At 29.1% G+C, this 21,790-nt stretch carries 22 protein-coding genes; 15 read left to right on the top strand and 7 right to left on the bottom strand.

Features of this window, described 5'->3' with window-relative positions:
- The first annotated feature begins 697 nt into the window (after window positions 1–697).
- From NJU99_RS08115 to NJU99_RS08090, 6 genes are all read left to right on the top strand, one after another.
- Window positions 698–1,072, top strand: a complete 375-nt coding sequence (locus NJU99_RS08115) for a YbgC/FadM family acyl-CoA thioesterase (protein ID WP_254575417.1) — start codon at window positions 698–700, stop codon at window positions 1,070–1,072.
- Window positions 1,059–1,571, top strand: coding sequence for a phospholipase D-like domain-containing protein (locus tag NJU99_RS08110; protein WP_254575416.1), 513 nt, complete (start codon window positions 1,059–1,061; stop codon window positions 1,569–1,571). The genes NJU99_RS08115 and NJU99_RS08110 overlap by 14 nt, the downstream gene beginning before the upstream one ends.
- 74 nt (window positions 1,572–1,645) lie before the next feature.
- Complete coding sequence (locus NJU99_RS08105) at window positions 1,646–2,650, top strand: GGDEF domain-containing protein (RefSeq protein WP_254575415.1); 1,005 nt, start codon at window positions 1,646–1,648, stop codon at window positions 2,648–2,650.
- A gap of 71 nt (window positions 2,651–2,721) precedes the next feature.
- On the top strand, window positions 2,722–3,969 hold the full coding sequence (locus tag NJU99_RS08100) for a M48 family metallopeptidase (protein WP_254575414.1): 1,248 nt from the start codon (window positions 2,722–2,724) through the stop codon (window positions 3,967–3,969).
- Window positions 3,962–5,302, top strand: a complete 1,341-nt coding sequence (locus tag NJU99_RS08095) for a DNA recombination protein RmuC (RefSeq protein WP_254575413.1) — start codon at window positions 3,962–3,964, stop codon at window positions 5,300–5,302. Before NJU99_RS08100 ends, NJU99_RS08095 begins: the two co-directional genes overlap by 8 nt.
- A 3-nt stretch (window positions 5,303–5,305) precedes the next feature.
- Entirely contained in the window at window positions 5,306–6,433 is a 1,128-nt protein-coding gene (locus NJU99_RS08090) for an SO_0444 family Cu/Zn efflux transporter (protein ID WP_254575412.1), read from the top strand.
- 16 nt (window positions 6,434–6,449) lie between these two features.
- Here the strand turns inward: NJU99_RS08090 and NJU99_RS08085 are convergent, their stop codons facing one another.
- Both NJU99_RS08085 and NJU99_RS08080 read right to left on the bottom strand, forming a co-directional pair.
- On the bottom strand, window positions 6,450–7,670 hold the full coding sequence (locus NJU99_RS08085) for a molybdopterin molybdotransferase MoeA (RefSeq protein WP_254575411.1): 1,221 nt from the start codon (window positions 7,668–7,670) through the stop codon (window positions 6,450–6,452).
- Window positions 7,671–8,150: 480 nt separating this feature from the next.
- A complete protein-coding gene (locus NJU99_RS08080; protein ID WP_254575410.1) occupies window positions 8,151–8,360 on the bottom strand; it encodes a hypothetical protein in 210 nt (69 codons plus the stop codon).
- A 169-nt stretch (window positions 8,361–8,529) separates the two neighbouring features.
- Between NJU99_RS08080 and NJU99_RS08075 the strand changes: the two genes are divergently transcribed.
- Window positions 8,530–9,309, top strand: coding sequence for a PP-loop family protein (locus NJU99_RS08075; RefSeq protein WP_254575409.1), 780 nt, complete (start codon window positions 8,530–8,532; stop codon window positions 9,307–9,309).
- A 3-nt stretch (window positions 9,310–9,312) separates the two neighbouring features.
- The gene (locus NJU99_RS08070) at window positions 9,313–9,807 is read left to right on the top strand and encodes a 2-thiouracil desulfurase family protein (RefSeq protein ID WP_254575408.1); all 495 of its coding nucleotides are present in this window, start codon (window positions 9,313–9,315) and stop codon (window positions 9,805–9,807) included.
- A 3-nt stretch (window positions 9,808–9,810) separates the two neighbouring features.
- On the opposite strand, the gene trxC is transcribed toward NJU99_RS08070, so the two are convergent.
- The 4 genes from trxC to NJU99_RS08050 form a co-directional block, all read right to left on the bottom strand.
- A complete protein-coding gene (gene trxC, locus NJU99_RS08065) occupies window positions 9,811–10,242 on the bottom strand; it encodes a thioredoxin TrxC (protein WP_254575407.1) in 432 nt (143 codons plus the stop codon).
- A gap of 4 nt (window positions 10,243–10,246) precedes the next feature.
- Window positions 10,247–10,492, bottom strand: a complete 246-nt coding sequence (locus tag NJU99_RS08060; protein WP_254575406.1) for a hypothetical protein — start codon at window positions 10,490–10,492, stop codon at window positions 10,247–10,249.
- On the bottom strand, window positions 10,470–10,982 hold the full coding sequence (locus NJU99_RS08055) for a putative metalloprotease CJM1_0395 family protein (protein ID WP_254575405.1): 513 nt from the start codon (window positions 10,980–10,982) through the stop codon (window positions 10,470–10,472). Before NJU99_RS08055 ends, NJU99_RS08060 begins: the two co-directional genes overlap by 23 nt.
- Window positions 10,983–11,087: 105 nt before the next feature.
- The gene (locus NJU99_RS08050) at window positions 11,088–12,629 is read right to left on the bottom strand and encodes a SulP family inorganic anion transporter (protein WP_254575404.1); all 1,542 of its coding nucleotides are present in this window, start codon (window positions 12,627–12,629) and stop codon (window positions 11,088–11,090) included.
- Window positions 12,630–12,718: 89 nt separating this feature from the next.
- Between NJU99_RS08050 and NJU99_RS08045 the strand changes: the two genes are divergently transcribed.
- Genes NJU99_RS08045 through NJU99_RS08035 form a run of 3 tightly spaced genes read left to right on the top strand, consistent with a single transcriptional unit; the run spans window position 12,719 to window position 15,309 of the window.
- Window positions 12,719–13,828 (top strand): GGDEF domain-containing protein, encoded by a 1,110-nt coding sequence (locus NJU99_RS08045; protein WP_254575403.1) that lies wholly within the window; start codon window positions 12,719–12,721, stop codon window positions 13,826–13,828.
- Window positions 13,825–14,382, top strand: coding sequence for a CDP-alcohol phosphatidyltransferase family protein (locus tag NJU99_RS08040; protein ID WP_254575402.1), 558 nt, complete (start codon window positions 13,825–13,827; stop codon window positions 14,380–14,382). Before NJU99_RS08045 ends, NJU99_RS08040 begins: the two co-directional genes overlap by 4 nt.
- 12 nt (window positions 14,383–14,394) lie before the next feature.
- Window positions 14,395–15,309, top strand: a complete 915-nt coding sequence (locus NJU99_RS08035) for a Ppx/GppA phosphatase family protein (RefSeq protein WP_254575401.1) — start codon at window positions 14,395–14,397, stop codon at window positions 15,307–15,309.
- Here the strand turns inward: NJU99_RS08035 and NJU99_RS08030 are convergent.
- The gene (locus NJU99_RS08030; RefSeq protein ID WP_254575400.1) at window positions 15,306–16,115 is read right to left on the bottom strand and encodes a flagellin N-terminal helical domain-containing protein; all 810 of its coding nucleotides are present in this window, start codon (window positions 16,113–16,115) and stop codon (window positions 15,306–15,308) included. The two genes, NJU99_RS08035 and NJU99_RS08030, sit on opposite strands and share 4 nt — an antisense overlap.
- Before the next feature lie 150 nt (window positions 16,116–16,265).
- On the opposite strand from NJU99_RS08030, the gene NJU99_RS08025 reads away from it, so the two are divergent.
- From NJU99_RS08025 to NJU99_RS08010, 4 genes are read left to right on the top strand one after another with little or no spacing between them, the layout of a single operon-like run.
- Window positions 16,266–17,963 (top strand): acetolactate synthase large subunit, encoded by a 1,698-nt coding sequence (locus tag NJU99_RS08025; RefSeq protein ID WP_254575399.1) that lies wholly within the window; start codon window positions 16,266–16,268, stop codon window positions 17,961–17,963.
- On the top strand, window positions 17,963–18,460 hold the full coding sequence (ilvN, locus tag NJU99_RS08020) for an acetolactate synthase small subunit (protein ID WP_254575398.1): 498 nt from the start codon (window positions 17,963–17,965) through the stop codon (window positions 18,458–18,460). Before NJU99_RS08025 ends, ilvN begins: the two co-directional genes overlap by 1 nt.
- Window positions 18,461–18,509: 49 nt before the next feature.
- Window positions 18,510–19,457: a UDP-3-O-(3-hydroxymyristoyl)glucosamine N-acyltransferase gene (gene lpxD / locus NJU99_RS08015; protein ID WP_254575397.1), complete on the top strand. Its 948-nt coding sequence runs from the start codon at window positions 18,510–18,512 to the stop codon at window positions 19,455–19,457.
- Between the two features lie 10 nt (window positions 19,458–19,467).
- On the top strand, window positions 19,468–21,732 hold the full coding sequence (locus NJU99_RS08010) for a DNA translocase FtsK (RefSeq protein WP_254578085.1): 2,265 nt from the start codon (window positions 19,468–19,470) through the stop codon (window positions 21,730–21,732).
- Window positions 21,733–21,790: the final 58 nt, after the last annotated feature.

The following is a 21,790-nucleotide window of genomic DNA, read 5'->3' as shown; positions in this document are numbered from 1 at the left end:
ATAATACAAAAATAAAATAAAAATAAAATGAATTAATAACAAGATAATAATAGTCTGAATTGTATATTTTACAGGATTATGTAACATATATAAATATTATTTGATTATTGTTTTAGCTTTTCTGCTTCTGTTATGTGGTAAATGTATTTGATTTGTTGTTCATTTAGTTTTTCTAAATTATTGATTATTTCCAATTTGTATTCTATCTTGTTGTGTTCATTTTTTTTTTGAATAAATTTCATTTAAATCCAGTTTCTCTGTAATACATAACACTATTTGAAATTAAATTAGTTTTTATCAGTAGCTATTTTAAGGGCTTTTTAGCTTATCTACAATTGCTTCAAACTTATCCATAGATTCTATATTTTTGTTGGCATATATTCATAAAACCTCTATAGTTATTCTATTCATTTATAAATACATTTTAATTGAGTTAAGAAAAATATGATTCTTTATACATACTAAATAATGATTTCATCTAAGTTATTCTAATAAACAAAGTCATAGTCTTTTGTGGATTAAATACAAAATCAGACAAATTTTAAAATTTCTATTTTAGTGTGAAGTTTTGCTACTAAAATATTCATTTATTGTCATTATATTTCAACTAAATTAATTAAAAACTTAAAATAAAACATATATCAAAGAAACACAGATGTATAATTACAAAATTATAGATTATTACTAGGAAGTTTATGTGCTAAATATAAAAGTATATTATGAGGACACGGATGTAGGTGGGGTTGTTTATTATGCCAACTATTTGAAGTTTTGTGAGAGAGCTAGGTCTGAGCTTTTTTTCAAAAGAGGTTTATCTCCTCATCAAGATGATGAGTTTTTTGTGGTTAAACATGTGGAAGCTGATTATATAAAGTCTGCTGTATTTGGAGATGATTTAGTTGTTACTTGTAAACTTACGCAAAAAAAGGCTGCATCAGTTGTGATGTACCAAGAAGTTTTAAGAGATGGTGAAGTTTTATTTAAAGGCTCATTTAAACTAGCTTATTTAAAAAACTTTAAACCAACAAAAATACCAAAAGAGATGTTCGAGGTTTTAGATGATGAAAAATAGTATTGTTTTAAGATGTTTAGTTTTATTAGTTTTAGTTAGTGGTTTTGCCTTTTCAAAAGATGCTTTTGAATTAAAAGATACAAATGAAATCTACTTTTTACCCAAGCATGCAGATAAAACAAAAGATAAAATAGTGGATTTGATAAAAGAATCAAAGAGTAGTATATATATTTCTATGTACAATTTTTCATACAAAAAGTTTGCAAAACAGTTAGTGAAAAAATCAAAAGAAAAAATCAATATTACAGTTATTTTTGACAAATCAAAAGTGAAAAAAGATGATGAGATATACAAAATGCTTAAAAAAAGTGGTATTAAAACTATCATAGCTGATAAGAAACTACACACTAAAATAGCTATCTTTGATGAGAAAGTTCTAGTTTTAGGAAGTACGAACTGGACGAAAGACTCTTTTAAAGACAATTATGAGGTTATTTTATTTACAAGAGATAATAAAATAATTGAGAAGTCAAAAAAGTTTGTACAAAAGTTTGACTAAAGGCAAAAAAAACTTTAAAAGTTATATTTAGTTTTAAAATTTAATTGGCTACTATTTCAGTTTTGGAGCAAAAGATGAGATATATAATAGCCTGCATAGATAATGATGTTGAAATACTAGATGAACTTTACAACAAACTCTCACGAATAGTTGATAGTGATTATATAATTGAAAGTTATATAAATGCCGAACAAGCACTTATAGGCTGTTTCAATAATATAATCGCTGGAAATGAAATACTTATAACTATAAACGGCAACAATAACTCTACTTTACGCTATGATGATTTTCTTTTAGAATTATATAAAAATTCTCCAAGTACAAAAAATATTATTTTCAAAGACGTTGTAAGATCTGATGCCTTAGAAAAAATCATAAATGAAGCTTCAATATATAAGATTATTCCAAGAACATTAAAAAAAGTAGACTTTGAACTTATGGTTTTAGAAGCTATTAAACTAAATGCTCAAGAGCGAAGATTAAAAGAGTATCAAAGGGTTCTTGAAACAGCAGTTGATAAAAGAACAAAAGAGTTAAACAACATAAATGTAAAACTAAACATCCTAGCTACTACAGATTCACTTACTGGTGTAAAAAATAGAAGAAGCTTCTTTGAGTCAGGTACTCCAATGATTTCATTTAACAGAAGAGAAAAGAAAAGTCTTACAACTTTAATGATTGATATAGATAAGTTTAAATTGATAAACGATAATTATGGTCATAAAATAGGAGATGAAATTTTAAAACTTATGGCTCAAACTACACAAGGCTTACTTAGAAAAAGCGATGTCTTTGGTAGACTTGGCGGTGAAGAGTTTGCAGCTATCTTACCAAATACCTCAATAAGAGGGGCAAAAAAAGTAGCTGAGCATATAAGAAGTGAAATCGAAGCTTTAGAGTATTGCTCAACTAATAAAAAAAGAGTTAAATTCACTGTATCTATTGGGGTTAGTGTTTTAAGTTCAAATGAGAGTGATTTAAACAGTTTACTTCATAAAGCAGATTTAGCACTATATGAAGCAAAAAGAAATGGAAGAAATAGAATAGAGGTGTATACAGAAGATATTGATAATGAGTAAAGATATCTTTACTAAATTAAAAGCAATAAAATAGTAATATAAATAATATTTATACATTAGAAGGATTATACGTGTTAGAGATTTTTGTGATGGGATATTGTTTATATTTTGCTTTAAATATATACACATCATTTATGCAAGTAGGCTATGTAAAAAATGCAAGAAATTTAGAGCCTATTATTTTAGATAGCAGCAAGTATTATGAGGCTGCAAATTACTCAATAGAGAAAGAAAAGTTATCAATTGTATCGTCATTTTATGACTTTATCATTTTCTTTATGTGGATTGGTTTTGGTTTATCTTTTCTAGATTCATTAGTTACAGTTGAGTCTTCATGGCTGAAAGCTGTTATTTTTATTGATTTATTTATAATCATAAATTGGCTTTTAACTCTACCTTTTGATTTATACAAAACTTTTAAATTAGATAAAAAATATGGTTTCTCAAATATGACGAGTTCACTATTTATAAAAGATACTCTTAAAACTGGATTTTTATTTTTATTATTTGGTTCGATTGTAATTGCAGGTATTTCACTTATCATCGAAAACTTACCATCATGGTGGATTTGGGGTTTTGCTTTTATTTTTGCTGTGATTATTATCATAAATATGGTTTATCCTTTAGTTAGAGATAAAATGTTTGATAAATTTGAGCCTTTAAAAGACAAAGACTTAGAAGGTAAAATTGAAAAGTTACTTGATGAAGTAGGCTTTAAAAGCTCAGGTGTTTTTTCAGTAGATGCAAGTAAAAGAGACAATAGGCTAAATGCTTATTTTGGTGGATTAGGAAGTACAAAAAGAGTAGTATTATTTGATACTTTAGTTGAAAAATTAACACATGGAGAGCTTTTAGCTGTATTAGGACATGAATTAGGACACTTTAAAAATGGAGATATTCTAAAGAATATTGGAATTATGGGTGTTGTTATGTTCGTTTTCTTTGGTATTTTTGGTAATTTACCAGAAGAGTTATTCTTAGGTTTATCACTAAATCAAGAACCAGCAGCAATAATAGCTATTTTTATGATTTTTTCACCGATACTATCATTTTTCTTAATGCCACTTATTTCTCTTATTTCAAGACACAATGAGTACGCAGCAGATGAGTTTGGTTCAAATTTACAATCTAAAAATGACTTAGTGAATGCACTTTTAAAACTTGCAAATGAAAACAAATCATTTCCTTTATCTCATCCTATTTATATTTTCTTTTATTACTCTCACCCACCTTTAGTTGAGAGATTTAAAGAGTTAGGATATGATGTACACAACAGCTCTAAAGATGCCTTAAAAGAGGAATTAAATATTGATGAATAGTGTTATTGAAATAAATACACTCACACTTATTTTAAGTATAATAGCCATAACTTTAGCAGTTATGGCTATTTTGCATTTTACGAAGCGAAATTACAATGACAAGCTTCAAAATTTGCAAGATGAAGTACTGCTAAAAATAAATACTGCAAATGAAAAGATAGAACTTACAAGCTCTTTTTATGAAGATAAAATAAAAGCTATTCAAAATCAGTCAGATCAAATTCAAGAAAATCTTATTGAAACTTATGAGTTAAGATTGGAAAACTTAACAAATGAGTTCAAGATTAAAGAAGACTCTTTTAATGAGAAAATAAATCTACTTGAAGAGTCTAAAGAAAAAATGAAAATAGAGTTTGAGTCTTTAGCAACAAAGGTTTTTGAACAAAACCAAAAAAAATCAAATGTCACTTTAAATCAGTTATTAACTCCTTTTAAAGAGCAGTTAGACTCTTTTGGAAAAAGAGTAAATGATATTTACAATGAAGAAACAAAACAAAGAAGTTCATTGCTTACAGAAATAAAAAATCTAAAAGAGTTAAACCAACAAATCTCAACAGATGCTGTAAATCTTACAAAAGCTCTAAAAGGTGATAACAAAGCCCAAGGGGATTGGGGTGAAATGATTTTATCTTCAATCTTAGAGCAAACAGGGTTAAGAGAAGGAAAAGAGTATTCAACTCAAGGCTCTTTTACTGATGAGCATGGAAAGAGATTAAGACCTGATGTTATAGTTCACTTGCCTTCAAACAAAGATATTATTATAGATTCAAAAGTATCACTTAAAGCATATATCGATTATACAAATAGTGAAGATAACACTAAGAAAGCTTTTGCAAAAAAAGAGTTAGTTAAATCAGTAACAGCTCATATAAAAGGTCTTAGTTCTAAAAAATATGAAGATATTGAAGGTGTTAGAACTTTGGATTTTGTTTTACTGTTTATCCCTATTGAGGGGGCTTTTTTACTTGCTAGTACTGAAGAAGAAAATCTATTTAAATTAGCTTTTGAACATAATATCATGTTAGTATCTCCTTCTACTTTATTTGTTACTCTAAGAACAATTGAGAATATTTGGAGAAATGAACAACAGCATGAAAATGCTTTACTTATTGCAAAAAAAGCTGGATATTTGTATGATAAATTTGCTTTATTTGTAAAAGATTTAGAAGAGGTAGGAACACATATAAATAGAACCCAAAAATCCTATGATAATGCAATGAAAAAATTATCAACAGGTAATGGAAACCTACTTAAAAGATCACAAGAGTTTATAGACTTAGGTGTAAAACCTAAAAAACAAATTGATAATAAAAATTTATTAGAAGAAGAGTAAAAAATGGAATTAGCACACGAATTCGCACAAAATTTTTTAACACTATTAGATGCATTTGCTATTTATATAATAGTAGGACTTTTCTTTGCAGGTATTTTAAAACAAATAGTTCCCTCAGATTTTGTATCTTCTCATTTAGGTAAAGACTCTACAAGTTCAGTTGTAAAGGCTACTTTATTTGGAATTCCTTTACCTGTATGTTCTTGTTCGGTTATTCCTTTAGCACAAGGACTTAGAAAAGAAGGAGCTAGTAAAGGTTCAGTTCAAAGCTTTTTGATCTCAACTCCAATTACGGGAGTTGATTCTATCTTGGCTACTTTTTCTTTATTTGGTTTGGTTTTTACTTTATATAGGGTAGTATCTTCAATTATTATTGCTATTTGTGTTGGTTTAGTGCAAAATATTTTTGAAAAAAAAGAAGAATCAAAACAGAAAGAAAAACCTGCATTTAGTGTAAAACCTACTAATCAAGAAACAAAAGTAAATTTTGCTCAAAATTTCTCTACTACTATTAAAAAAGAGCAAAAAGAAGAAGCAAGTTGTTGTAGTTCCTCAAGTGAAAATGAAAAAGGCTTTTCTATAAAAGCTGTATTTACTTATGCATATAGCACTCTTTTTGCTGATATGGCAAAAGCTTTACTTATAGGTCTTATTTTAGGAAGTTTATTCATCACCTTTATTCCAAAAGAGTATAGTAGTATGCTTTTTGATAATGTCTTTTTAACATACTTTGTAATAATGCTTTTTGCAATTCCTTTATACACTTGTGCAACGGCTTCACTTCCAATAGCTGCTGCTTTAATGCTTCAAGGTATGAGTGGTGGTGCTGCTTTTATTTTCCTTACAGCAGGTCCCGCTACTAGTGCTGTTACTATGAGTATTGTTTATAAAATGCTTGGAAAAACTTCACTTATTATATATGTATCAACTATTTCTATTTTAGCTTTATTATTTGGTATTGTATTTGATATGTTCTTTGATGATTTAGAGATTTTAAGAGTTTCTATGCAGCATGAGGGTAGTTCTTTAGTAGAGAGTTTAGCTTCACTTGCAGTTTTACTTTTGATTTTTTATCATCTATTTAAAGACAAGTTTTCAAAAAAAGAGCAAACAAAATCTTGTTGCTCTTAAGATTTTAAATGAACTATTATTTTAGTTCATTTAAAAGTAAAATATCTACTAAGTCACCTTTTTTAATATCTTCACTATCTTCTTTTTGAATAAGTAGAGCAGGGCTTTCAAGCATATTTGTTAAAATAGCACTTGTTCCTTTTTTCTTACCATCAAAGTTAATAGTATATTCACCATTGATATATTCTACATTACAAGCTGTAAATACAGTCTTAGGCATTTTTCTTGGGAAGTCTTGCTGTATTTTAGCTTTTACTATTGGAAGCTTTTCATTTGAGCCTCTAAGTTTGTAGATAAGAGGTAATACATATAAAATAGCACAAACAGTAGAAGAGTAAGCAAATCCAGGTAAAGCAATAATAGTCTTACCATCTTTAACCGCAGCAAGTAAATGCATACCAGGTTTAATTGTTACACCATGAAATAAAACTTCTGCTTGAAGTTTATCTTTGATTACATCTTGTACAAAGTCATAATCTCCAACAGATACACCACCAGTTGTAACAACAATATCAGATTTTGAAAGTGCAGTTTCTAACATCTCAGTAATTGAATCTATATCATCTTTTACAATACCAAGTTGAACAGTTGACGCACCTGCTTCTTTACATAAAGCTTCGATTGTTAAGTGATTTGAACTTCTAATTTGAGCATCGTTTGTTTGCATCTCACCTAAATCTAAAATCTCACTTCCAGTACTTGCAATAGCAACTGTAGGATTAACAGCTACAGGAATTTGAGCTATATTTAAAGAAGCTAAAACTCCAACTTCAGCAAAGCCAACAACAGTTCCTTTTTTGATTAAAACTTCATCTTTCGCATAGTTTTCACCAATTGCTCTTGTAGCAAAACCAAATGGTACTTCTTTTGTGATTGTGATTTCATCACCATTTACTTCTACATTTTCAATAGGTATTAAAGTGTCACTACCCTCAGGCATTAATGAACCTGTAAATGTTTTGATACAAACACCTGTTTCTACTTTTGATTCAACTACTGTTCCAGCAGGATTTTTATCAATAATTTTGATTGTTTTTAAAGCTTGGTCTTCATGTTTAATAGCATATCCATCCATTCCAGATGTAGGAAACTCAGGTGAGTTATGATCAGCTATAATATCACTTGCTATTACTTTTCCAATAGCATTGATTAAAAACTCTTTTTGTATTGTAGGTTTTGATAGTTTAATATTATTTAGTATTTCTAAAGATTTGTCGTAACTTATAAATTCTCTCATTTCATTCTCCTAATTTAGGTAAATGAAATATTACCAAAAAATAAAAAATAGTTACTTAATGCAAAGTAGATTACTTTGCATTTTGTTCTATAAATTCTTTGTATTTTAAAGCAGTGTTGTAGCTTACCTGTGCTTCTTTTGACACAGAGTATACTGTAATTTTTTGATTAAACATTCTCATCATATTTACAGAAGCTTCAATCTTTCGTTTAGCTGTTTCTTGTCTAGTTTTAGTAGCTTTTTTAGTAGCTTTACTTTTCTTTTCAGTTAAACTTTTTTGATATTTCTCTTCTTCTAAATGAAGTTTTTTGTATAGTTCTGCTTGACCATGGTCTTTACAAAGTTCTTGTAATATTTTTAAGTCTTTTACTGAAACTGTAATTCTTATTTTTAAGCCTTTAAATTTATTTTTGGGGCGAAATTATAACGACACATATTTAAAATTTGATAAATTTGGTTTAAACCAAATGAATTAGTAGATTAATTATTTGTGTTTTTATTGTTCAAATTATATTTATGAATCATGATTTGTTCAAATAGCATATCACCAAAAGCAGGGTTCATTTCTTCATTATCTTTTAAAACATTTAAAATCACTGTTCTTATTTGTTCTTCTGTCATATTAACAGCAATTGGCAAAATTGTTTCGGCAATTTTTTGTTTAAACTCTTCTTGTTCTTCTAGTGTCATGTATTATTTTCCTAATGCTTGAAAGTATCTGAAATTATAATGATTTTATCTAAAAATTTAGTAAAATATAGACAATTTATATAATTAATATAAAATTTATAGATAAAAAACATAAATTTGAGAACTTTTTCGATATACTTGCAAAAATTTTTTAAGTAGGATATATATCTTGATTGAACTAAGTAAAAAAATATCTAAACTAGTAGGGAAAACAAATGCTGAATATAGCCTTATCAAAGAGGGTGATAGAGTATTAGTTGGTTTTTCTGGTGGGAAAGACTCAACTACATTAATTCATGCATTAAAAAGATTACAAAGTGTTGCTCCATACAACTTTGAGTTTAAAGCTGTAACTGTAACTTATGGTATGGGTGAGCAAGTACAGTTTTTAGCTGATCATTGTAAGGAACATGGAATTGACCATGAAATAGTTGATACAGAAATCTTTGAATTAGCAGGGGAAAAAATCAGAAAGAATTCATCTTTTTGTTCATTTTTCTCAAGAATGAGAAGAGGTTATCTTTATTCTACTGCATTAGAGCAAGGATACAATAAAGTTGCCTTAGGACATCACTTAGATGATGCAATGGAGTCATTTTTTATGAACTTCTTTTATAATGGAACTATGAGATCTATGCCTCCTGTTTATAAAGCAGAAAATGGTTTAGAAGTTATAAGACCTTTAATCTTTTGTAGAGAAAGACAACTAAGAGCCTTTGCTGATAGTAATGAAATTAGCGTTATTGGTGATGAAGCTTGTCCAGGTCTTAGATTTGATGTTAAAATGCCATATGCTAGAGCAAAAACTAAAGAGTTATTAGCTCAATTAGAAGAAGATAATCCACAAATATTTGTATCTATGAAAGCAGCATTCAATAATATTCAACTATCAACATTCTTTACAAATGATGAATTAGATAGAATTGATCCTATTGATGAGGAAGCTTAATATATGAAGCTTCTTATTTCTTCATGTTTATTAGGTGAGGATGTAAGGTATGACGGAGGTAACTCATCAATTGCTATGGGTGCTTCTTTTACATTCTCTCAAAAAGAGTTGTTTATGGATATTTTATGTGATAATGAAATCTATTCATTTTGTCCTGAAGTATCAGGAGGATTAACTACTCCTAGAGAACCAGCAGAACTTGTAAGTTCTAATAAGCCTTTTAAAGTATTAACAAAAGAGCAAAATGATGTAACAATCAACTTTTTACTTGGGGCTAAAAATGCTTTAGATCTTTGTCAAAATGAAGATATTAAAGTTGCACTACTTAAATCAAAATCTCCATCTTGTGGAAACGAAAAAATATATGATGGGAATTTCAATGGTACTTTAGTTGAAGGAAAAGGTTTAACTGCAAGGCTTCTTGAAGAAAATGGTGTTGTAGTCTTTAATGAAACACAGCTAAAAGAGTTTAATAAATTTATAAAAACTAACTCTTAGTTTTTATAAATTCTCGTTTACTAAATTTGAAAGTCTAATTGGATCAAGTGCTCCACTAACTCTTTTTACTTCACTTCCTGCTTTATAAACTACAAGTGTTGGAATTGATCTAATGCCATACTTCGCACCTAAAGCTTGATGTTCTTGGGTATTTACTTTTACAAATAAAGCTTTTAGGGGATATTTTGTTGCTGTTTCATTGAAAATAGGAGCCATCATCTTACATGGACCACACCAAGGTGCCCAAAAGTCTACAATTACAGGAATATCAGAGTTTACTATAACATGATCAAAGTTTTCTTCATTTAGCTCAATAGGATGTGTTTCAAGTAGTGAGTTTTTACATGAACCACAATTTGCTTTACTATATGAATCTTTTTTTGGAATTGCATTTACTTTTAAACATGATGGACAAACTACATTTATTTTACTCATTTATTTAGGCCTTTATATCTAACAGAGAATCTGTTACTTGTTGTTGTGTGATGATTCCTTGAGCATTTGCTTCATAAGCAATCACTTGAGGAATTTGATTTACAATACTATTTATAAAATCAGCTGTAACTTCTTGAGTTGCTGGATCACCTGTGATATTTGCAACCTGAGCTAGGTTTGAAGCTGTTTGTGTTACTTGAGCTTGTGCTGCTAGCATACCATTTAAACTATTGCTGTTTGTTATTTGCATCATTTACTCCTTGTTCTTCTTGTCTGCTTAAAATAAGCATTTTATTTAAGTTCGCAGCTCTTGCTATTGAAGCATCTGCACTACTTAATTCACTTGGTGCTCCTGCTGATTTTGAAAGTTTTTCAAGTTTTGCAAGGGCAGCATCTTCATCTTGAGGTAGTGAGGTGTCAAGTCTTACGTGTCCACCAGTTACATAAAGTTTACCATCCGGTCCAGTTTGATAGTTATAAGAAATAGCACCTTTTGTATCTCCAAGGCTTGCATGTTGTTGTTCATGGGCTCTTGTTTGAGAATCAACTCTTTTGAACTTTTCTAATACTCTTTGGTAATCATTTTCATCATAGTTTTTATCACCAATATTAACAGTATCAGTTTTTTCAAATGTTGACTTTTGCTCCTCTTTTTTATCAATTGCTGCAAGTTCTGCTTTTTTAACAGCTATTTGTTGATTTATAGAAGAGGCAGATTGATATCTATCAAAAATTTCCATGATGCACCTCAATTTATATATGAGTTAATTTTACCTAATTTTTGTAAGCATGTAAATAAGAAGAAAAAAGCCCCAATATTTGGGGCTTAATTTAAAGAATAATATTTAGTAGTTAATTGCAACTTTGTAGTTTGGATCATCTTCTTCATATGTACAGAATTGTCCAGCATTTTTAAGAATCTTTTTACAATCTTTACTTAAGTGTCTAATTACAAGTTTTTTATTTGCTTCAGCATATTTTTTTGTAATTGCATCAATAGCTTCAACTCCTGATATATCCATAACTCTAGCGTCTTTAAAGTCTAATACAATATTTTCAGGGTCATTTTCAATATCAAAGTTTTCGTTAAATGAAGTAACACTTCCAAAAAATAAAGGTCCATCAAATTCATATACTTTTGAACCATCTTCTTCAAGGTGTTTTTTAGCAGTAACTTTTGCATGATTCCAAGCAAATACTAAGGCTGAAATTATTACACCTGAAATAACCGCAATTGCTAAGTCTTCAACAATTGTAATACCAGTTACTGTTACAAGTACAAAAGCATCACTTTTTGGCATTTTTGTAATTCTTGCAAAAGAACTCCACTCAAATGTACCAATAGAAACCATAAACATAATACCAACTAAAATAGCAACGGGAATTACATTTAAAAGATCAGTTAATGTAGCAACTAATAAAATAAGTCCAAGAGAAGCCACAACCCCTGATAATCTACCTAATCCTCCTGATGTATAGTTGATGATTGATTGACCAATCATTGCACATCCTGGCATAGCACCAAAGAAACCACAAGTAATATTTCCTGTACCTTGCGCAATACATTCTTGGTTTGCACTACCTCTTGTATTACTAATCTCATCTAAAACTGATAAAGTTAATAATGACTCAATTACACCAACAAGTGCAACAATAACGGCATAAGGAAGTACAAGCATAAACGCATCAAAGTCTAAAATTACATCTGGTATATGAAATTGTGGCAATAAACCTTTAAACTCAGTTAAGTTTGCTAAATCACCTACAAGTTTAGTATCAGCTCCTGTAATATAAACTCCAAGTGTAAATAGAATGATAGCAACTAAACCACCTGGAATCGCTGCTGTAAACTTAGGTAAAAAGTACATAATAGCCATAGTTCCAATGATGATAGCATACATAATCATACCTGCACCATCTAAAAATTTGAATTGACTAGTTGCAATAACAACAGCAAGACCATTTACAAATCCATGAAGAGCTGGTTGTGGTACTAAACGAATAAATTTACCCATTTTGAATAGACCAATTAGAATTTGTATAGTTCCTGCAACAATACCTGTAAGTGTAATATACTGAATTATTCCAAATGATAGGGCATCACCTGTTAGTCCTTGAGCAATTAAAATCTCTTTTGATGCAATACTAACACCAACTAAAACAATAGCAACCGCACCAGTAGCACCAGAAATCATACCAGGCTTTCCACCCATTAAAGCAGTAATTAATCCAAGAATAAACGCAGCATATAGACCAACAATAGGACTAACTTGGGCAATAAATGAGAAAGCAATAGCTTCAGGTACTAATGCAACTGCAACTACAAGTCCTGATAGAATATCACTTTTAGGATTTTTTCCTATAAAAGTATCTTTTATATTTAACAAATTTGAAACCTTTGTGTTTGTATTAATTCGCGATGATACCTAAGATGTACTTAATCTTAGTTAAATGATTTTTTTAATAAAATAATGCAATGAAATATAATTTTTTTAAATCAGTTACTTTTAAATTGATAATGTTAGTTTTTATTGTAATGTTTGCTTTAATTACAGCTTCACTAATATTTAATTCTCAAATAGACAAATTAAAAAAACAAATTGATAATATATATTTTGGAAACTTTATACCAGTTGTAAAGTTAGAAAAAATTCAGGATAATTATAGGAAGATTATATCTTGTAGAACACTTAGATATGTTTGTGATTTTAAAAAAGAACAAAACATAATAGAAAAAGAGTGGGAGTATTATTTTAGTTCATATAAAAATGCTAAAGAAAAAGAAGTAGTAAATAGTGTAGACAAATCTATAAAAGATACTTTTAGAGTAAATAAACTTCATATATTTAAAAATATTGTAAAAAAGATTGATTACTTAATAGAGTATGAAACACAAATGGCTTTCAAGCAACGTAAGCTTTTTTTACAAGATTACCAAAGTATGAAAAACTATTTACTTTATAGTGTAATATCAATTATAGTTTTATCCTTTGGATTGATTGGTTTTATTATCTTACAAGTGGTAAAAAAAGATAATCAATTAAGAATTTTAAATAAAAAGTATAAAATTGATTCTATTACAGATGGTATGACAAAACTATATAATAGAAAATATTTTGATACTATTTTTGATAATATGCCTTTTATCGCAAATGCAAATAGTTGGCAGTGTGCATTTATTATTTTAGATATTGACTTTTTTAAACAGTACAATGACACTTATGGACATGACTTAGGTGATGAGACATTAAAAAAAGTAGCTAATACTTTAAAAGATTATTTTAATCAAAAATATGAGTTTGTATTTAGATTAGGTGGTGAAGAGTTTGGTGTAGTTTTATTTGATATAGATGAAACTACTTTACAAAGCTGTTTGGAAGACATCAATAAAAGAATAGTTGATTTAGGTATAGAACATAAAGGTAGTAGTATACTTGATGTTGTATCTGTATCTATTGGTGCTATTGTTTATGAACCAAATAGCTATATATCAGCTAATAAATTATATAGATTAGCAGATGAGTGTTTATACAAATCAAAACAGAGTGGTAGAAATAAATACCATATTTATAAAGGAAAACAATGACATTTTTGTTTAATAAAAACAATCATTTCAACTTAGCAAATATTGTGACATTTTTTAATATCGCAGCAGGAATATTTGCCATTTATTTTTTAACTCATCAAGAGTTTTTTGCAGCTGCACTTTTTGCATGGCTTGCAGGAGGTTTTGATATTATTGATGGAAAAATTGCAAGAAAGTATAACTTATCAACAGAGTTTGGTATTCAGTTAGATTCTTATGCTGACTTCTTGTCTTTTGTTATTGTTCCAACTATGTATATTTATTTTGCAGTTATAGATACAAAAGAGTTAGAACTAAATACTGTTTTAGTAGTATTTGCATTTGTGTACTATGTTATCTCAGGACTTAGAAGATTAATTCAATTTAATATAAACTCAAATGAGGGTGAAGTATCAAAGTATTTCACAGGAGTTCCTACACCACTTGGAGCAATTTTATTATGGCTTACATACCTTGTGTATTTAACAGGTTTTATAAATGAAACTATAGTTTTAGTACTTATGATTGTAATAGGATTTTTACTAAATTCAAAAGTAAAAATCCCACATCCTTAAGTAGTAGAATAGATGAATGAAGTAGTAAGTATAGATCTAGGTTCAAACTCATTTAGAGTTTTGAAATATGATTGTAGAAATGAAAAGATTCTTGCAGAATATAATGAAGTAGTTGGTATGGCTGATGGCTTAGTTGAAACTAACAGAATCTCAAAAGATGCCATGCAAAGAGTAATAGAGGCTATAAATAAATCTGTAGAAATTGTGAACTATGATACAAAAAAGGCAGTTGCTGTTACAACTGCGGCTATGAGAAAAGCTAAGAATAATCAAGAAGTATTAAAATATTTTAAAGATGAAACAGGTGTAGATTTCACAATTATTGATGGGAAAGAAGAAGCAAGACTAACACTTCTTGCTGTAAAATATGCACTAAAAAGAGAAAAGATTAACTCATCAAAATTTATTTTATTAGATATTGGTGGAGGATCAACTGAAATAATAGTAAATAATAATGATACATATAAGTCGCATAGTTTTGATTTTGGTATTGTAACTATGACACAAGAGTATTTACATTATCATGCCTTAAATTCTGATTTAGAAAAAAGAAAAAAAGAGATTAAGAAGTATTTAGACTCTTTAGAAATAAACCTAGATGATTATACATTTGTAGCAACAGCAGGAACTCCGACAACTGTTGCTGCTGTAAAGCTAGGACAAGATTTTTTCTCTTATGATAAAGATGTAGTAAATGGAACTATTGTAAATTTAGATGATTTACAAACTTGTTTGACACTGCTTTCTAATTCTTCAAAAGAAGAGATTACAAAACTTGTTGGTCGAGGAAGAGTTGAATTTATTGAAGTAGGTATATTCATATATCAAGCAATTTATGAGGTTTTAGGAAAAAGTGAATCAATAGTTTTAGATGATGGTTTAAGAGAGGGTGTTGCTATAAATGCTTGTTTAAAGTGTAAGACTTAAGATAAAAGTCTTACACTTTGCTCTTGAACGATATTTGCTTGTGAAGCTGCTAAATATCCTGCATTTGCATTTACATTTGTTTTATTAAAATCTGTTGATTCTTTACCAAAATCTCTTAATTGATTTGATTTATTTTGATTGTAAAGATTTTGTTGCTCAACTATATTTTCTTTTGCGCTACTTTCTAATTTGTTTCCAAATTCAGTAAATTCAGAAGTAACTGCTTGAAGTTGTCTTGATGCTTCTTCTACTTGTTTTGAAACTCTTTGTAAATCTGGAAGACTATTTAGATTTGCTTCATTTAATTCCCCAAAAATATCATTTGCTAATTGAGGAGTATTTGGTCTTTCAATAGAAAAGTTATTATTACTTGTATTTATTTCAATAGTAGTATTTTCATCTGTTGATTCTTTGCTTAAAAGTGTTTGATTATTAAACTTTGTTTCATAAGCTAATTGATTGAAGTTTTTTAAATCTTCATTTATATCTTGTTTAATATCATTTTTATCTCTTGCTTCAAATTCACCATTTTCAACTTTTTGAAGTTTATCTTGAATATTTGATAAAAAATCTTGTTGTTTTTCTAGGGAATTTTCAGAGATTTTTGTAATAGCAAGCCCTTCATTTATGCTTTGTATATTTAGCGATAACTCATCTCTTTTTTGGTTGTACTGATTAACTGATAAAACAAGGGATGCATTTTCTACATTCTCAATTTTTTCACTTTGTTGAGTTCTACCTGTTTGAGGGGATAACGGGGCATTATTTAGGGTACTAATATTATTGTTAATATTATTTACTTCCATAATTACTCCTTACTATTTATTTTATCCTTAAATTATATTTAAACTTAGCTAAAAAAATTATAAAACAAATCATTTAGGTTTTTTTATCTAAAGGTTAATTAATATAATTTTCTATATAATATCTCCTTTAACTTAAAACGGAGAAATGATATGAAAATGACGGGCGCAAAAATGGTTGTAGAATCATTACATCAAGAAGGGGTAGAAGTAGTATTTGGATACCCTGGAGGCGCTATTATGAACGTCTACGATGAAATATACAAGCAAAATTACTTTGAACATATATTAAATAGACATGAACAAGCATCAATTATAGCTGCACAAGGTTATGCAAGATCAACTGGTAAAGTTGGTGTTGCTATTGTAACATCAGGTCCTGGTTTTACAAATGCAGTAACTGGTTTAGCTGATGCTTACATGGATTCTATTCCTTTGGTTGTTATTTCAGGGCAGGTTCCAACTACGATTATTGGAACTGATGGCTTTCAAGAAATAGACGCTGTTGGTATTTCAAGACCATGTACTAAACACAATTATTTAGTAAATGATATTGATGATTTACCAAGAATTATAAATGAAGCATTCCATATAGCAAGTACTGGAAGACCAGGTCCAGTACATGTTGATATCCCAAAAGATATCACAGCAGAAATTTCTAATTTTAATTATCCAACGAAGCTTCATTTGCCAACTTATAAGCCAACTGTTAATTACAACAAAAGGCAATTAAAAAAGGCAATGACGGCTATATCAAAAGCTAAAAAGCCTTTATTATATATTGGTGGAGGAGCTGTACTTTCAAATTGTGGATATGAGATTAGAGAGTTTGCTAAAAAAGCAAATATTCCAGCTGTTGAGACATTAATGGCAAGAGGAGTAATGGGTCATGATAATCCATTATTCTTTGGTATGTTAGGTATGCATGGTGAATTTGCAGCAAATATGGCTGCTTATGAGACAGATTTATTAATCTCACTTGGTGCAAGATTTGATGATAGAGTAACTGGAAGACTTGATCAATTTGCTGCAAAAGCAAAGGTTATTCATGTTGATATTGACCCTACAAGTATTGGAAAACTAGTTACACCTGATTATCCAATTGTTGGAGATTTAAAACTTACAGTTGAAGCAATGATTGAAGCTTCTAATGAAGCAGAATTCAATGATTATTCAAACTGGGTTGAATTATTAACAGAATATAGAGAAAAAGAGCCATTAAGATACAATGACTCAAATGAAGTTATTAAACCACAATGGCCAATTGAAAGAGTTGGACAGTTACTAGGTGAAAGAGCTATTGTTTCTACAGATGTTGGACAACACCAAATGTGGACAGCTCAGTTTTATCCATTTGCTTATCCTAGACAATGGATAACTTCTGGTGGTTTAGGAACTATGGGATTCGGATTACCAGCTGCAATGGGTGTAGCAAGAGCTTTTAAAGATACAGATAAGGTATCTGTTAACTTTACAGGTGATGGTTCAATTCTTATGAATATTCAAGAACTTATGACATGTGTAGAGAGTGATTTACCAGTAATTAATATTATTTTAAATAATAACTACCTTGGTATGGTAAGACAGTGGCAAACTATGTTCTATGAAAATAGATTATCGGAAACAGATTTATCTATGCAACCTGACTTTATCAAGCTTGTGGAAGCTTTTGGTGGAGTTGGATATAGAGTTACAACAAAAGAAGAGTTTGATGCTGCACTTAAAGATGCAATTGAGAAGAAAAAACCTGCAATGATTGATGTTGTAGTAGCAAGAGATGAAGATGTACTTCCAATGGTACCAAACGGTCATGCCTTAAATGAAATGACTTTAATTGAAGGAGCTAAGTAATGAATAATTTTAATCACTATTATGACACTGAAACTACAAGACAGGTTATTTCTGTCATTGTAATGAATGAAAACAGTGTTTTATCAAGAATAGTTGGATTATTCTCTGCAAGAGGTTATAATATTGACTCTTTAACAGTAGCTCCAATTGAAGAAAGTGAATATTCAAGAATGACAATTGTTACAACTGGAGATAAAAGAATTATTGATCAAATTGTAAAGCAATTAAATAAATTAATTCCTGTATTAAAAGTAAATGAACATAAAAATGTAATTGAAAAAGATACAGTAATAATGAAGTTTTCAATTGATAATAATTTATCTGATATTGATGTAATTGCTAGAGCTTATCATGGTTCTATTCAAAATGTTACAGATGAAGCTATTATTGTATCCGCAACTGATTCTAGTTCTAGAATCATGAACTTTATTAAAATTATGCAAAAATTCAATCCACTTGAAGTAGTAAGAAGTGGTATTGTAGCAATGGAAAGATAAGAGAAACTTCTCTTATCTTTTTTTACTATATAACTCTATAAGGATACTTATGACACTACAAGAAATAGCAAAAACTTTAGAGTTAGAGTGTGATAGTAAGATTGAAATATCTGGATTAAATACTCTTAAAGACTCAAATGAAAATGAATTAACTTTCTTAGAAAACAAAAAATACATAAAAGATTTACAAAATACAAAAGCAGCAGCAGTTTTAGTAAAACAAGAACATGCTTCAAGTGTTCCAAGTGGTACTATAGCTTTAGTTTGTGATGAGCCTTACTTATTTTTAGCAAAAACTAGTAAACTTTTTGCACCAAATATAATTGAAGTTGAAGGTGCAAAGCCATCAATTGGTGATGGTACAAAAGTTATGCCAAATGTTTATATTGGAAAAGGTTCATCAGTTGGTAAAGACTGTACTATTATGGCAGGTGCTTATATTGGTGATAATGTAAATATTGGTAATAACACAGTTTTACATCCAAATACTACTATTTATAGAGATTGTAATATTGGAAGTGATTGTATTATTCATGCAGGAACTGTTATTGGAAGTGATGGTTTTGGTTTTGCAAATACAAAAGATGGAAAATATATTAAAATCTATCAAAACGGAAATGTAGAAATTGGAAATGATGTAGAAATTGGTGCAAACTGTACTATTGATAGGGCAGTATTTAAATCTACTATTATTGAAGATGGTGTAAGAATTGATAATCTAGTTCATATAGGACATAATTGTAAATTATCAAGAGGTTGTATTCTTACAGGTCAAGTTGGACTTTCAGGTTCAACTACTCTTGGTCAATATGTAATCATGGGTGGTCAAAGTGCAACAGCAGGTCACTTAGAAATCGCACCATTTACAACAATTGCAGCACGTGGTGGAGTAACTAAATCAATTACGGAACCTAAAAAGTCTTGGGCAGGTTTCCCTTTAATGGACCATAAACAATGGTTAAGATTACAGGGTAGAATTGCAAAATTATTAAAGTAAGGGATATAAAATAGCTAAAAAAATTATTTCACTAATTGTATTATTTATCTTAGTATATTTTGAATATGCTACATTTTTTAGTAGCAAAGAAATTGTAGGGCAATTTGGCTCTACTTTTGCTACTTACTCATTGGATTATTTCGGCTTTTTGGGATATATATATTTATTTTTATTTATTTATACTTTATATGTAGTAAATTTCAAAAAAGATTTTGATTTAAAAGATTTTGTTGTTAATATTTCTGTTGTTTTACTTATTTTATTTGTATCTTTAACTCTTCAAGCTTTACTAGTTGAAGGTGAATACAGTGGAAAAATAGGAAATATTTTAATTGATACATTAAGTCCTTTTATTGGTAGGGCAGGGCTATTTATTTTTGTAATTGTAGGATATGTAATATCTTTTATGGTTGCATTTGAAAATAGTGAAGTTGATTTTAGCAAGGTTAAGAATTTAAAAAATAGACTTAAATTAAAAGAATCAACTAATAATGCTAAAAAAATAGAAAATCAAAGAAGAACAAAAAGAAAAGAACAAAAAGTAAGAGTAACAGAAACAGGTAATGTTGCAGAAATTACACTAGAAAAAGATTTACAGCAAAATGAATCAAATGAGTTTGCTATAAAACCTGATATGTATGAAGTAATAGAAGAAGTTAAAGATGAAACTTTAAACCTTCAAACAAATACAACTTTTTCAAATAAGCATGAAGAAGTAATACAAGATATAGATAATAATCAAGAATTAAAAGAAGAAATTCCAGAAGTACAAGCTTCACCTGAGCAACACAGTGTAATTGTAGATGAATTAGAAGAGAATAGAAAGTTATTAGATGATATCGAATTAGGTCAAACAGAAAAACCAAAAGATTTTAAACTTCCTCCAACAAAATTTTTCCAAAAAGGACCAAAAGATAATAAATCTAAAGTTTCTGAAAGTGTAATTGATCAAAAAATCTGTGATTTATTAGATAAACTTTCAATGTTTAAAATTGAAGGTGATGTTGTAAGAACTTATACAGGTCCAGTTGTAACTACTTTTGAGTTTAAACCAGCACCAAATGTAAAAGTTTCAAAAATATTAAATCTTCAAGATGATTTAGCAATGGCACTTAAAGCTCAAACTATCAGAATTCAAGCTCCAATTCCTGGAAAAGATGTAGTTGGTATTGAAGTTCCAAATGAAGATAGTCAAATTATTTTCTTAAGAGAGATGTTAGACAGTGAACTTTTCCAAAATGCAAAATCACCTTTAACAATGATTTTAGGAAAAGACATAGTTGGTAAACCTTTTGTTACAGATTTAAAAAAGCTTCCTCACTTACTTATTGCAGGAACAACTGGTTCTGGTAAGTCTGTTGGTATTAACTCAATGATTTTATCTCTTCTGTATAAGAATTCACCAGATACTTTAAAGCTTGTGATGATTGATCCTAAGATGCTAGAGTTTTCTATGTATAATGACATTCCACATTTATTAACACCTGTTATTACAAAAGCCGGGGATGCAATTAATGCTTTATCGAATATGGTAAGTGAGATGGAGAGAAGATATACTTTAATGTCTCAAACAAAAACAAAGAATATTGAAAACTTCAATGAAAAAGCATTAAAACATGGCCATGATAAAATGCCATACATTGTTGTTGTTATTGATGAGTTAGCTGACCTTATGATGACAAGTGGTAAAGATGTTGAATATTCAATTGCAAGACTTGCTCAAATGGCAAGAGCAGCAGGTATTCACTTAATAGTTGCTACTCAAAGACCATCTGTTGATGTAGTAACAGGATTAATTAAAGCAAATTTACCAAGTAGACTATCTTATAAAGTAGGTCAAAAAGTAGATTCTAAAATTATTCTTGATTCAATGGGTGCAGAGTCTTTACTTGGAAGAGGAGATATGTTATTTACTCCTCCTGGAACTTCTGGTCTTGTAAGAATTCATGCTCCTTGGTCAAAAGAAGAAGAGATTGAAGAAGTTGTTGAATTCTTAAAAGCTCAAAGAGAAGTAGAATATGATATGAACTTTATTAAAGATTCTAATTCATCAAGTTTAGGTGCAACTTCATCCGATGCAGAACTTGGAGATTTAGATGAATTATATGAAGATGCAAAACAAGTTGTTTTAACTGATAAAAAGACTTCAATCTCATATATACAAAGAAAACTTAGAATTGGATATAACAGAGCTGCTACAATTGTAGAACAATTAGAGCAAACAGGAGTACTTTCAGAAGCAAATACTAAAGGAAATAGAGAAATTTTAGTATAAGCCAATATTTTTATTGTATGACTTGATTGTAGCAGGCTCACTTTTTATTTTATTTATG

The organism is Arcobacter roscoffensis (assembly GCF_024267655.1).
Classification (GTDB): Bacteria; Campylobacterota; Campylobacteria; order Campylobacterales; family Arcobacteraceae; genus Arcobacter_B; species Arcobacter_B roscoffensis.
The sequence above is the reverse complement of the archived record's forward strand: the minus strand, read 5'-3'. Positions and strand labels throughout refer to the sequence as shown.